This is a genomic window from uncultured Desulfovibrio sp., from assembly GCF_944324935.1.
Classification (GTDB): domain Bacteria; phylum Desulfobacterota; class Desulfovibrionia; order Desulfovibrionales; family Desulfovibrionaceae; genus Desulfovibrio.
The window spans coordinates 1-13478 of record NZ_CALUYG010000011.1 but is presented as its reverse complement, the minus strand read 5'-3'; the positions used below and the strand labels follow the sequence as shown (position 1 = coordinate 13478).

The 13478-nt window shown below is 66.3% G+C and carries 10 protein-coding genes; 1 reads left to right on the top strand and 9 read right to left on the bottom strand.

Annotated features, from left to right (window positions below; translation table 11 throughout):
* Positions 1 to 78 precede the first annotated feature (78 nt).
* The 9 genes from Q0J54_RS04000 to Q0J54_RS03960 all read right to left on the bottom strand — a co-directional run bounded on the left by Q0J54_RS04000 (position 79) and on the right by Q0J54_RS03960 (position 10971).
* Positions 79 to 1656 (bottom strand): bifunctional metallophosphatase/5'-nucleotidase, encoded by a 1578-nt coding sequence (locus tag Q0J54_RS04000; protein ID WP_296304123.1) that lies wholly within the window; start codon positions 1654 to 1656, stop codon positions 79 to 81.
* 94 nt (positions 1657 to 1750) lie between these two features.
* Positions 1751 to 2032 (bottom strand): hypothetical protein, encoded by a 282-nt coding sequence (locus Q0J54_RS03995; protein WP_296304121.1) that lies wholly within the window; start codon positions 2030 to 2032, stop codon positions 1751 to 1753.
* Between the two features lie 3 nt (positions 2033 to 2035).
* Positions 2036 to 3133 carry a hypothetical protein gene (locus tag Q0J54_RS03990; protein ID WP_296304120.1) on the bottom strand — a complete coding sequence of 366 codons (1098 nt, stop codon included), beginning with the start codon at positions 3131 to 3133 and terminating at the stop codon, positions 2036 to 2038.
* A 93-nt stretch (positions 3134 to 3226) separates the two neighbouring features.
* Positions 3227 to 5767: a YidC/Oxa1 family membrane protein insertase gene (locus Q0J54_RS03985; protein WP_296304118.1), complete on the bottom strand. Its 2541-nt coding sequence runs from the start codon at positions 5765 to 5767 to the stop codon at positions 3227 to 3229.
* A 152-nt stretch (positions 5768 to 5919) separates the two neighbouring features.
* Complete coding sequence (locus tag Q0J54_RS03980; protein ID WP_296304117.1) at positions 5920 to 7344, bottom strand: CDP-glycerol glycerophosphotransferase family protein; 1425 nt, start codon at positions 7342 to 7344, stop codon at positions 5920 to 5922.
* Positions 7341 to 8843 (bottom strand): phosphotransferase, encoded by a 1503-nt coding sequence (locus Q0J54_RS03975; protein WP_296304116.1) that lies wholly within the window; start codon positions 8841 to 8843, stop codon positions 7341 to 7343. Before Q0J54_RS03975 ends, Q0J54_RS03980 begins: the two co-directional genes overlap by 4 nt.
* 664 nt (positions 8844 to 9507) lie before the next feature.
* Complete coding sequence (locus Q0J54_RS03970; protein ID WP_296304115.1) at positions 9508 to 9762, bottom strand: hypothetical protein; 255 nt, start codon at positions 9760 to 9762, stop codon at positions 9508 to 9510.
* 85 nt (positions 9763 to 9847) lie between these two features.
* Positions 9848 to 10528, bottom strand: coding sequence for a hypothetical protein (locus tag Q0J54_RS03965; protein WP_296304114.1), 681 nt, complete (start codon positions 10526 to 10528; stop codon positions 9848 to 9850).
* A complete protein-coding gene (locus Q0J54_RS03960; RefSeq protein ID WP_296304113.1) occupies positions 10522 to 10971 on the bottom strand; it encodes a DUF134 domain-containing protein in 450 nt (149 codons plus the stop codon). Before Q0J54_RS03960 ends, Q0J54_RS03965 begins: the two co-directional genes overlap by 7 nt.
* A gap of 239 nt (positions 10972 to 11210) precedes the next feature.
* On the opposite strand from Q0J54_RS03960, the gene gdhA reads away from it, so the two are divergent.
* Positions 11211 to 12563 carry an NADP-specific glutamate dehydrogenase gene (gene gdhA / locus Q0J54_RS03955; protein ID WP_296304112.1) on the top strand — a complete coding sequence of 451 codons (1353 nt, stop codon included), beginning with the start codon at positions 11211 to 11213 and terminating at the stop codon, positions 12561 to 12563.
* The last annotated feature ends 915 nt before the right edge of the window (positions 12564 to 13478 follow it).

The window sequence follows — 13478 nt, the reverse complement described above, 5'->3', positions numbered from 1 at the left end:
CTGCTTCGTCTTGCCGATAATGGCGCTGTTTGCGCCGCTCGGCGCGGCGGCAGGGACGGGGACAGCAGGCTCCCCCCCTCATTTCTCCACCTGTTTTTCCGCCGTCGCCCGGCGGATGCGTCCCCCGCACATCCGTTCCAGCGGCGAATGCGCCGCAAGGTGGATCTCCACGGCCTCCACATCCTTCATGGCCTTCAGGGGCAGGGGGCTGCCCTCCCGCAGCATGGCGTAACCGTCGCCGCCGCGTGCCAGATAGGCGGGCAGCGCCACACGGTAGCGCTTTTCCTCCTCCAGCGGCACAGCCTTGCCGTCAGGAGAGAGCAGGGCCGCGGCAACGATGCGGCTGCCGGCGGGACGGGAGGCGTCCACGGCGTAGCGCAGACCGGCCGGCTGGAGCAGGGCCGGGCCCCGCCCCCCCTCTCCGGCCACGCCGTGCTCCAGCGCCCGGAGGATCTGTCTGCCCGTATATTCACGCAGCACCACGGCATTGCCGAAGGGGATGGCCGTGAGCAGCAGGCCCCGGCTCACCTCGCCGGGCGGGATGGCCGCACGGATGCTGCCGGCGTTGACCAGCGCCATGTGCGCTCCCTGCGGACGCGCGACATCCAGCAGAGCATCGGCCAGCAGCAGACCGCTGAAGCATTCCCCTGAACGACAGGCCTCCATGCCGTCGGGCATGATCACGGCATGGCGGCCCACCTTTTGCGCCTGATAGCGTTCCAGCCCGGCGGCATGCCTCGCCGTCAGCGCGGAGAGGTCCTCCCGGCGCGGAGCCTCCGGCAGCAGTTCGCGCGGCCCGCCCCGCCACTGCACGGGGATGCCCCGCGCATCAAAGGTCACAAAAAGATCGCCGATATAGCGCGTGGCCCGGGCGGCCGTCACCACCAGTACCGGCTGGCCGGAGGGCGAGCGTTCCACAAGGGGGTACGGTCCCTCCGTCGATCCCGGCCCCAGATAGGTATGGGTATGCCCGCCCACGATGATGTCCACCCCATCCACCTGCCGGGCCAGCGCACGGTCGGCGGGCAGGCCCAGATGGGACAGCGCCACGATGCGCCGCACCCCCTGCGCCTCCAGCGCCGCCACGGCCTGCCGCAGGCTTTGCGCGGCATCACGGAACGTCGTGTGCGGACAGGCCTGGGCCTGCGCCGTCACACGGTCATTGGCCAGCCCCACGATGCCCACGGCTTCGCCCTCCACCTCCCGAACCAGGAAGGGCCGGATGCGGCTGCCGAACAGCGGGCAGCCCCGTTCCGGCACAAGATTGGCCGCCACCACGGGGATGGGCTGCGCGTCCAGGAAGTGCCGGAGCCCGCCGCAGCCCTCGTCAAATTCATGATTGCCCAGCGTCATGGCGTCATAGGGCATGCGGCGGTCGAATTCGGCCAGCACGGGCCATTTTTCCACGGCATAGAAAAGCGTGCCCTGGAACTGATCCCCCGCATCCAGGGCCAGCACGTTGTCCCGCTCCCGCCGGGCGGCATCGATGGCGGCGGCGATGCGGCTCATGCCGCCCCGGCAGGCCGCATCCGTGGAGCAGGCCTGCCCCCGGTCGTCCAGACCGGCCAGAAAGGCGTGCGTGTCGTTGGTGTGCAGGATGCGCAGTTCTCCGCCCTGCGCCGCCGCTTCGCCGGCCCGCGCCGGGCCGTCCGCCATCCCCAGCGCAAGCAGGCCCCATAGCGCAAGCCCCGCCCCGCGCCGCAGCCTTTTGTCGCTTCCGCGATTTCTTGTGATCCGCCTCATTTTTCTCTCAGTCGCGGGACTGCGGGCCGCCGGTGTATTTGATGATGGTGGCCGCCCCCTCGGGATGCGCCCGAAAATACAGACGCAGGTCGCGGTCGTCGTCCAGCTCGCACCGGCTTTCTTCCAGCAGGCCGTTGACCGCGGCCGTCAAAAGCGCCGTACGCACGGACTCCACCGTCAGGGCGCGGAATCTCCCGTACCTGGGCGCAAGCGCCTCCACCACATCCTCGGCGCAGGCTTCGGGAACTGTGGTCATGTAATCCAGGATGGCAAAGTTGAGCGGCTTCATCCCCTACCTCCCCTGCCGGCCGCGCCGGAATAGTTCAAGCGGATCGACGGCGATAAGGAAGATGCCGCCGACCATGACCAGCGAGGCCAGCCAGGCGATGGGCGGCATGTTCTTGCCCTCCATGCCATGGCAGACCCCCAGCACGAGCCAGATGAAGAACGGCCCCCAGAAGGAAAAGGCCCCGTTGCAGGCCATGCCCAGGGCGGCCCCGCACATGGCGTTGCCCTGATACCAGAGCATGAAGGCAAAATAGGCGCAGAGGCCGGCCACCACAAACCAGCCCACCGACTGCCCGTCCGTAAAGGCGGCGGCGACCATGCCCGCCGCATCCGCCCCGCCGAGCCAGCCGAACAGCGGCACCAGCAGCAGGAGATTGGACAGACCGGAGGTGATCTGCCGGATGGTGATGCCCACCTCGGGATCGATGAGCGCCGTGCCGTAACCGCAGACGCATCCCTCGATGCCCCAGCCCAGCGCGGCCAGCAGGCCGAAGGCCAGCCCCAGGAAGAGGTGGGCGGGGGCGTCGTCCGTCAATCCGGTGCTGCCGATCATAAAACTGGCGGCAAAACAGATGAGAATGCCCGCCATGATCCGCACATTGAGCGTCTGGCCGAAGATCGCCCGCCCCAGGATGGCCCCGATGGCCGGGCACAGGGCGCTCAGCGGCACGACCACCGAGCCGGCGTTCTGCAGGCCCAGCACATAACAGGTGCTGGCCAGCGGCCCGCCGATGAAGGCGGCCAGGGTCATAATGGCCCCCGGGCGCGTCCGCCAGCTGCGGGGCACGTCGCCGAGCTTGCCCTTGACGGCGGCCAGCGCAAGCGCCCAGAGCGCGCTGAAACAGTCCGTCACGGCCGCTCCCAGCGCGCTGAGCAGAAAGAGCGTCGCCACGGGGGACAGGCCGGAATCCCCTTCATACCAGCCGCTCCAGACGCCAAGACTCATGCCCAGCGTCATAAAGGCCGAATACAGACCATAGGACATGCCGGAAAGCACGGCTACCGCTATGCCGTATGTACGATAGCGCCGGAAGAGTATCCTGCGCGCCGCCGCTGCCGCCGGGCTGGGGATGTCCGCCACCCGTGATGCCTGTGTGCTCATATCGTTTTTTCCTTCTCGATGCCGGCGGACGCCGCCGTCCGCGCCGTTCCCCTCGCGGGGCTGTTGTCCCGATCTCCTGTCGTGCCGTTTCCCCTACTCATAGTCCCCGTCGTAGGTATTGCGGGCCGGGTCGAAGAGGGTCCCTTCCAGCCGGTGCTGTTCGTAGATGTAGGCCTTGCGCTTATGCTCGCTCCAGCGCGCGCCGCCGCGGGCGTGGGTCAGCACACGCGGCGCCGGCACGCGGGCCGGGTCATACAGGGAGAACTCGTCGCATGTGCCAATGCCTTTCAGGGCCAGCAGCGGCACGTCGGCGCTGGACATGAAGGCCTCGTTGATGCGCAGCGGCCCGCGCCGGCCGGGCTCCTTGACCATGAGCAGGGCGTGGGGCCGGCCGGGGGCGTAGCGTCCGCTGCCGTAGGGGACGCCGTCGGCGAATTCCCTGCCGTCGTTGTAGGCGCGGGCCACCATCTGGCTGTCCCGCTCGCCGTGGTCGGAGACCAGGATGATACGCGAGTTGTCGTAGACGCCCGCCTCCTTGAGCTGCGCGAAAAAGATCATAAGATAGCGCATGAGGTGGCGTTCCGCGTAGTAGTGCTCCGGCAGGACGCCGCCCTTGTGCAGGAGCTGCCCTTCCGTCTCCGGGCAGGGATCGGCCACGATGCGCGGCGTGCCGTCCACGAGGTCGGGCGCGTAATGCCACATGTAATGCGAGAGCATGGTATAAAAGATCTTGGCCGTGCTGCGCGGCGCGTCCGCCGTGATGCCGGACGTGAACACATAGCGGAAGTAGGCGTCCTCTTCCTTGTAGAAATCCATGCTGGCGGCCAGGATGCCGTCTCCGGCGTTCTTCCAGTTGCCGTCGTCGTAGAGCTTCTGCTTGAGCATGTCCGGCGAGGCCTGGAAAAGGCCCAGCATGGCGAAGAAACCGCTGAAGTCGCGCAGACTCACGTCGTCGTAGTACTTGCGCAAAAACGTCCGGCGCACGCGCGGCACGGTGAGGATGTTGTCCGCCTTGCCCCCGTGCCGGGCGTAGAGTTCTTCATTGAAGTATTCCAGACCGTTGATGACGGACACGTCGAAGTCATGCGCCGCGAAGTTGCGGGGCATGAGGGCGAAGGCCTTGTTGATGTTCTCCTCCAGCGTCAGGGAGCGCCGCCCGTTGACGGCCGCCGGGCTGTAGCCGTGGCCGCCGTAGATGCTGGGCAGGCTCAGCACCGTGGCGTCGGCCATGGACACCGTGTCGGGATACCAGACGAAGCCGTCCATGCCGGCCCGGAAGTCCTCGAACCACGGATCGTCCAGCATCTTTTCGATATGACCGCCCGTGAACATGTCCATGATGACCACGATGACGTTTTCCCCGTCGCGGGAATAGGCCTGCATGCTCTGCGCGTAGGGCGGCGGCGTGAAGGCCGTATCCTCCTCCACCGCGCCCAGCGCGGAAAGGCCGGCATAGCCCGTCAGGGCCAGCAGGGAAAAGAGCGCGACGGACAATGCGGCCGGCAGCGCCCGGCGCGCCCGCGCCGGGACAAAGGCGGCGACCGCCGCCGCCAGCGCCACGAACACGGGCAGCAGGGCGTCGGCAAAGAGCCGCATGGGCCGGCCGATGCGGGCCTCGTCCAGGAAGCGGGTGCCGTCCAGCGCGCCGAAATCGCCGGTCAGCACGAAGACGTTCACAAAGGCCAGACACAGGGCCCAGAAGGCCACAAAGGCCGGGATGGTCTTGCCCCGGGCGGGGAACCACAACCAGAGCACGAAGACGATGAAGAAGGTCAGCGACAGATAGCGCACCATGCCCAGCAGCACGTCCAGCGGCCCGCTGGCGAAGAAGGCCGGATCGGAGGCGTAGGTCTGGAACGGCACATAGAGGAAGAGCAGCGCGGCCAGCCCGGCGCAGGACAGGCCGTACACGCTGCGCAGCAGCGAGACCGAGGCCGTGCTCATGGCGCCCTGGACAAAGACGGGCTTGCGGAAGCGCGGCAGCTTCACCGGCAGACGCAGGTTCTGGAGCAGGAAGAAGACGTTGTTCATGGTCCAGAAGATGAGCAGGGCCGAGGCCGCGCCATAGAGCAGCAGGAGGAAGAAAAAGGCGATGAGCACGGCCTGGAGCCTGTCCTTGCGGCTCAGGCCCGGGGTGGTGAAGGTGGCGATGATGTTCACCACGGTCATGAGGACAGGCAGGAAATTCACGCCCCAGAGCAGACCGTCCGGCTGCGAAAGGTCGGCGATGCAGAGGAAGGATTGCCCCCGCAGCTGGTCGAGGCTCAGGATCATGTAGTACGCGCCCGTCAGAAAGGGGATCTGCAGGGCCACGCCGAAGGCCGAGCGGATGGCCAGCAGCGGATGATAGGCATAGCGGCGATACAGCCGGTTGATGCGGCGCTGGCGTTCCGCCCCCCTGGACTCGCTGCGGATGCGGGCGATCTGGGGAGCCATGATCTGTTGCACCTTCTTTTCTCCGGCCTGCATGCCCACGGCCAGCCGCCCCAGCGGGATGAAGGCCACGGCGCTCACGGCCGAGAGCACAAGGATGCTCAGGCCGTAATTGCCGGTGAGCTGCACGCTGCCAAGATAGATGGCGCGGTAGATGATCTCAATGGGCAGGATGAATATCTCGTAAAGCAATGACAGCATGGATGTCTTTTCTCCACAGGCCCGCGGCGCTTGTCGCCGTCGGGCTGTACGGCGTCATCCCGCCTGACGGCGGGATGGCCGGGGCAATGAACATGTTGCGGCGGGCTCAGAAGGATCGGCGGTCCTCGGACGGCTTCGCCCGGGCGGGGCACTCATGCGGAAGCCTGTCCCGGGCACGCCGCTCCCGATGTCGTCTCGGGCGTCGTTCCGGCCGTCGTCCCTGGCTGGCCGCCGGGCGTGCCGTCCTGCCGCGGGGCATCCGTCGTCCGCTCGTCCTCGCGGGCGTCGTGACGCCGCAGCACATCCAGCGTCCAGTCCACGATGGCTTCGCCGCTCCAGCCCCGGCAGGCCACGCACTGATCGCGAAAGGCCGCCAGAGCCGCGGACGGCATGCCCAGGGCCCGCTCCACGGCGGGCAGGATGCGGTCGAACTGATCCGGGGCGACGACCTCGCCCAGCCGGGCGGCCACGGTATCCTCCCAGATCACGCCCAGGTCCGCCACTTCGTAGAGTTCGGGATTGCGTACCGGGATATCCAGCGTGATAACCGGCTTTTCGTAGAGGAAAGCGAAGTCGAAGCGCACGCAGGACTTGTCGGAGATCATAACGTCGGCCCGGCTCATGGATGCCGTGGCGTCCATGTCCGTATCGAACCGCACGTTGGGGAAATCGCGCAACAGTTCATGGATGGCGGTCAGCATGTCCGTCTCCACCTTGAGCGACTGCGGATGGGGCCGGAAGATGACCTCATGGCCCGCCCGGGCCAGATCCACCAGGAATTGCGGTCCGCAGACCGAAAGACAGCCCTTGTTGCCCCAGGACGGGGCCACCAGCACCACGGGCGGCGTGCTTTGCCCCTGCTTCGGCTTCGCCTTGCGCGCCAGCTCGTCCAGATAGGGCAGACCGAGGGAGACGCATTCCTTGGCGGGCAGCCCGCGCAGCTCCTCCAGCCGGCGTATGCCCGGCAGCATGAAGTCCCCCACCATGAGCACGGCGTCGTAATGGTCGAGAGAACCTTTCTGATACATGGCGATGTCGCCCACGCCGTGGCAGACATGGGCCAGGCAGCGCACCCGGCGCGGCCGGGGCATGGGGAAGCCCGGCGTGCCGATGTTGGGCGTGGTGGACAGCATGACGTCCGCCCGGCGGCCCGCCGCCCGTGCGTAGGCCGCCGCGCCGTTGCCGATGTAGCGGGAGTCCATGAGGTCGTCCTCGATGGTCAGGGCCGGATCCTCCAGATCCATCGTGATATAGGAAAAGGGGATGCCCCGCCGCAGGAGGGCTTCGATGATGGGCTTGAACGTATAATAATACGTCCGCCCTTCGGAAAAAAGCAGGATGCGTTCATGGTGCAATTCCTGCCGGCCGGGCCGCTCGCCCCGGGCCCGGCCCATGACCGCATAGACCAGATTTTTCAGGAAATAGAGGAGGGTTCCCACCAGACTGATGGCCACATACACGAGGATGTTGCCCGTGCCGGGATCAAGGTAGGCCTGCGCGGGCGCGGGGAAGGCCGCCTCCAGCAGGGCCAACAGGCCGAGATAGCGCAGCGCCGGCGGAACGGACGAAGCCTTCACAGCGTGCCCCCCGCCTGCAACAGGCGCAGATTCCTGTCCATCTCCGCGATGCGGCCGCGGCCGTAGTCGATGCACTCCCGGTAGAAGCCCCACAGACCCCAGATGTAGTCCACGATGATCATGGCCTTGAGCAGACGCCGCCGGTCCATGCCGCAGCGGCGTACGAAGGTCTCCAGCCGTTCCCCGGCAAGGCGCGTCTCCGTGACGAAGCTGGCGTAATCCCAGTACGGCGAGCAGAAACAGGCGTACTCGAAATCGATGAGCTGCATGCGGTCGCCGCGGCGAAGGATGTTCTCCAGCACGAAGTCCCGGTGGCAGAAACGCTTTTCGTCCCTGTCCATCTCGCGGGCGAAATCGTAGATCTGGCGGCGTTCCTCATCGGCCAGCAGGTTGATGCCGCTCTGGCGCTCGTAGAGCTTGACTTCATTGAGCACCGACAGGGCCGCATTGGGGCCGTACTGCTCCCTGAAGCCCTGCGGCAGGGCGATGGCGTGCAGCCGCCGCATGATGCCGGCCACGCCGGCGATGGTGGACGCGTCCAGACTTTCCGGGGTCAGCACCGCATACTCTTCCAGGAAGTCCGTGGTCTTGATGCCGCCGGAGTAGAAGCTGCAGCGCGGCGTGATGTCCATGCCGTCGAGCAGGCCCAGCATGGCCGATTCCAGCGTGCGGTCGATGATCTGATCCGTGCCTCTGCCGGGGATGCGCAGCACGACGCCCTTGCCGTGCAGCCGGATACGGTAGGTATCGTTGGTCAACCCCTTGAGCTTTTCGGCCATGCTTGTTTCCGAGCACTGGTCGGCCAGTTCGTCGGCCGAAAGCAGGCCCAGCGACAGCACATCGTCCAGACTGTCGATCTCGCATTGCAGCAGCTTCGTCCGGGTGGCGTACACCGGCACGCGGTCCAGGATGCGGATGGCGGCGTCCTCCCAGTAATCGTCCGGGCCGCTGCGGGCCAGTTCCTGCCGCAGCAGGCCGGCGGCCTCCTCCGTCCAGTACGAAACGCCGGACATGGCATAGCCGTCGGGCGAATCCTTCTTCACCGCCACCACACGATCCGTCGCGTCGGTGATGAGCTCCCACTCCCTGCCGCGTTCCGTCTTCTGGGTAATGAACTGCGAGACCCCGGGGCGCACCAGCGGCACCAGCGGCCGCCGGATGTAGAGATCCCCGTCGATGACGAGGCTGTCTCCCAGCCTGTCCGCCACCAGCTCCAGCGACGAGAAGTTGTTGGCCGTGTCGTAGCATTCGGACACGATGAGCCGCACGCCGTAGCGCTCCCGCAGGTATTCAAAGCACTCCCGCTTGTAGCCCACCACCAGCGCGATGTCGTCCACCCCGTCGGCGCGGAGCTGGCGGATGGTGCGCTCCACCAGCGGGTAGCCGCCGATGCTCAGCAGCGGCTTGGGCTTTATATAGGTAAACGGACGCAGACGCGTCCCCAGACCGGCGCAAAGGATATTGGCGCGCAAGGCATCTCCCCTTTCAAAACACATCATGGCGCCATGCCTCCGTCCAAAACGGTCCAGAGAACGCCGCACATGACGGACGATGCTGTTTCCCCACCTGTTCCCGATCGCCGTCGTCGTGACGCGATTGGAAACAATTTGTTACAGTTGAAGCGGTTCACCTGTATCACGGTCACGCGGCAACAGGGATACCTTTGCCTCTTTCCCACATCTTGTGAGGATTGTCCATCCTTCTTTGCCGCCGCGGCGTGCGATTTCCGTCACGGACAAGGCCCCCTCCCCCGCCGGCAGGACATCCCGCGGCAGAGAGGGGACAGGCGGACGGGTCATACGCATGCGGCCGGCAGTGCCGGCATCGTGCTGGCAGATGCCTGCGACCCGCTGAAAAATATGACGGAGGAAACGCCTGTGAACCGCATGCCGACGGAGACGGCCCCGCCACTCCCGGAAAACGCCCCCCCCCTGATGGCGCTCATCCCTCCTGCACGCAGGGGGGATGAGCGGAATGCCTTCGCCTGCTGCTGCGCCTGTCCGCCGCGGGCTGTCCGCCGCTTACCCATTTCCTCTCGGCCTCTGGCCGCAAGTTAGGCATTTTTATGGCTGTTCACCCCTCTCCTTGCTGGATCGTGGGTTTGTGCGCAGCTTCCAGCTTGACGGAGGAGGAAAGGGTGAACAGCCTGTCGAAACCCAACACCTAGAGGCCGTGGCCGCCCTGTCCGCGACCGTGGCCGTGCCCATGCCCCTGCCGCGCATCCTCCGCCCGTCCGGCACACGCAGCCGCCGCGGCATGGCCGCCGCAGCCGCCCTGCCTCCTCCTGCCGTGGCACTGGCCGTGCCGATGCCGCTTTTCCTCTCCGCCCCGTCCCCGCTTTTCCGCTTCGCCGCGACCGCATTCCTGCTGCGGATGCTCCTGTCCGTCTGCCATTTGTTCAGTGTGCAACGTTTCCATGATGTGCTCCTTTTTGAAACATATTTCATTACAAGTTCCGAAAAATGCCGGACCCCGGTCCGGCATGCTCCACAAACGCCGATGTCTACGCGCGGCTGGCCGCATCGCACCGCGCCAGGAACCAGCCCAGCGGCAAGGCCGCGGCGCAAAAATCCGCGCGGGACAGCTGGCTGCCGTCATACTCCAGCAGGAGCGACCCCGTGCGGGCGGAAAAGATGAGCGCCGTAAAGCATCCCGCCTGCGCGAGCGCGTCCCTCAGGGGCGCATGCACCGCCGCCAGCCGCAAGGCGGGATGGCGCAGACGGGCCCGCCCATTGATGAAGCTGACCATATGCGCCTCCAGCGCCTCCAGCGCGGCCGCCCGACGCCAGTCCGCGGCGCTCTCCGCCCTCATGCCGGCGGTCGTGTCCTCACCCGCTGATACGGCGGCCGCATCGCCCGGCGGCACAGGCACGGGCCGGGTTGCCGCCCCATCCGTCGCTGACAGCAGGGCCCGCGCCACGTCAGCAAGTCCGCCCCGCCGCTGCCCTCCGCCGTGGCCGCCGGCCCGCCCGTTCCCCGGGCCGCCCTGCCCGTCCCGGCGGTGTTCCTCCCGCCTGCCCGGCTGCGGCCCTTCCGCCCCGTCCGTTCCGGCAACCGTCCTGCCCATCCCGGCAAGCGCGGTCCGCGCAAGGCGGCGGCCAAGTCTCCCGACGAGCGCGCGGCCAGTCCGCGTCCCCAGGAGGCCCTTGCCTGCCAGCATGACCAGCCCCATCCTGCTCAGCATGATCCGCTTTCCTCCCTATCCTGACGGCAAGGGCCCGTGCCACGGGCATGTCGTCCGCAGCCGGCGGCCGGTCCTTCCGTCCGCAAGTCCTCGGCACGGCGTTCAGGGCCCGCCTGCCGTCCATGACGCCACGGGCCCCCCTGACCATGCCTGCCGCCTGGGCCCACCTTCACATTGCCGCCCTCGCAGCGCAGGGCCCAGCCGTCACGCAGGGCCGTGGCCACCCGCCGGCGGGCCTCACCCAGCAGACGGCAGAGCGTCGGCGTGGAAACGCCCATACGTTCGGCCGCCGCATCCTGCGGCAGCCCTTCCGCATCCACAAGGCGCAGGGCCTCGTACATGTCCAGCCCCAGCGTCACCTCGGCCGCCTGCCGCCGCCCTTCCGGCAAATAGCGCTCCCACAGCGGGGGATATTCGATATGTCGGGTCTTCTGCGGCCGCATGTCCGGCCCTCCTGTTTTGAAATATATTTCATATATAAGGTCATGGCACAGGCCTGTCAAGGGAAGAAAACGCCTCCCCCGTCCGTTTGCCGGCAAAGCGCCCTCTGCCGGCGGCAGGGATGATTTTGCCGATGCCGGCCTGGATCAGCCATTGCCAGCCGCTGGGGATTCAGCTATGACATTCAGGGTTTTTCACGCTATTTCCCCCAACCCTTAGTGCAGCGCAAGGAGAACAGAGGATGTCTTACGCACAGAACGTCATGGATGGGCTGAAACAGAAGTACGCCAGCGAACCCGTCTTCCTGCAAGCCGTGCAGGAAGTGCTGATGACTCTCCAGCCCGCTCTGGACAAGGATCCCAAATACCAGAAAAACAAAATCCTGGAACGTATCGTGGAACCGGAGCGCGCCATCAGCTTCCGCGTGGAGTGGGTGGACGACAAGGGCGAGATCCAGGTCAACCGCGGCTACCGCGTGCAGTACAATTCCGCCATCGGCCCCTACAAGGGCGGCCTGCGCTTCCATCCCAGCGTCAACCTCGGCATCCTCAAGTTCCTCGGCTTCGAGCAGATCTTCAAGAACTCCCTGACCGGACTGGCCATCGGCGGCGGCAAGGGCGGCGCGGACTTCGACCCCAAGGGCAAGTCCGAAGTGGAAGTCATGCGCTTCTGCCAGGCCTTCATGAATGAGCTGTTCCGCCACATCGGCGACACCATCGACGTGCCCGCCGGCGACATCGGCGTGGGCGGCCGCGAAGTGGGCTACATGTTCGGGCAGTACAAAAAGCTCACCAGGAGCTATGAAGGCGTGCTCACCGGCAAGAACCTGCTGTTCGGCGGCTCGCTGGCCCGCACCGAGGCCACCGGGTACGGCAACGTCTACTTTGCCCAAAGCATGATGGAATCCCGCGGCGACAGCCTCGAAGGCAAGACCTGCGTGGTGTCCGGCGCGGGCAATGTGGCCATCTACTGCTGCGAAAAGCTCCTCCAGATCGGCGCCAAACCCGTTACCGTCTGCGATTCGCGCGGCATGATCCATGACGCCGACGGCATCAAGGTGGATGTGCTCAAGCAGGTGAAGGAAGTGGAACGCGCCTCCCTGACCCGCTACGCCGAACTGGTCCCCGGCGCCAAATACACCCCCGTGACCGACTACCCCGCGGGCCGCAATGCCGTGTGGAGTGTGCCGTGCGACGCGGCCTTCCCCTGCGCCACCCAGAACGAGCTCAACCTCGAGGACGCCAAGGCCCTGCTGGCCAACGGCTGCAAGTGCGTGAGCGAAGGGGCCAACATGCCCTCCACCCTCGACGCCGTGCACGCCTTCCTCGAGGCGGGCATCTGCTACGGCCCGGCCAAGGCCGCCAATGCCGGCGGCGTGGCCACCAGCCAGCTGGAAATGGCCCAGAACGCCAGCATGCAGGCCTGGGACTTCGCTACCGTGGACAACAAGCTCAAGGACATTATGAAGCACATCTTCACCAGCGCCTCCGAGACCGCCAAGGAATTCGGCAACGCCCACAACCTCGTGCTGGGCGCCAATATCGCCGGCTTCCGCAAGGTGGCCGACGCCATGATCGCTCAGGGCGTCTGCTAGACGTCCGGCGCCGGCACACGCTTCCTATCGTGCGGGGAGGGCGCCCCCTCCCCCGCTTTCCAGCCCGTAACGCTCACAGCGTTGCGGGCTGATTTTTTTTTGTCCGGGGGGAAGGGGACCCCTTTAGCTCGCGCGTAAAGGGGTCCCCTTCCCCCCCATCCCCCCATCCCTCCCCAAACGCGCTTCATCAGGGAGGATGAAAAAACTACGCCACACAAAAGCCGCCCCTTCGCCTGCCCGTCCCCCGGCAAGATGAGGAAAAGAAAATACGCACCCCGCCAGTCATGCGGGAACGTTCCTGCCGGGACGGTGCTCCCCGCTGCCCAACGCACAGACCGAGAAACATCCCGCCTCACCAGCGAGCCGGAAGCAAATTTGCCCCCTGCCGCATCCCTGCTGTCGATGCCCGTAAGGTTCCTGCGTCGCCTGACGGGCACGCCCCATGCCGGGCAGCAGCCGCAAGCCAGCGGCAGAAAAATAAAAAACCTTCCCGTCAAAAGAGAATTTGCAGACTGGGGAAATGCCCCATGCAGAAAAAGCCCCCCGTCAGGCGATACCCCGCACCGGGGAATACGCTCCATCCGGGGGGAAATGCTCCCCGTCGGTCAGAGCACAGTCTGGAGAAAAAACGCCGGCACAGCGAGCCGGGGCGCGGAGGCGATCCCCGCAACGCGGGAGCGCCGCAGCAGGCGCGCATATCACCCGCGAAGCGGGAAGATGCGCGCCGACCTGCCCCCTGCGGCGAGCGGCGGACAAGGTATACAACAGGCGACAGTGACGCCCGACGCCACACGGACAAGGGGGTGTAGGGGGTCGCAGGGGGTGTAGAGGGGCACGCCGGCAGATTGTAAATTGAAAGTTAACAGAGGGCTTGCCAAAAAACGAAAGCCCCATGACAGTTGTTTTGCAAACAAA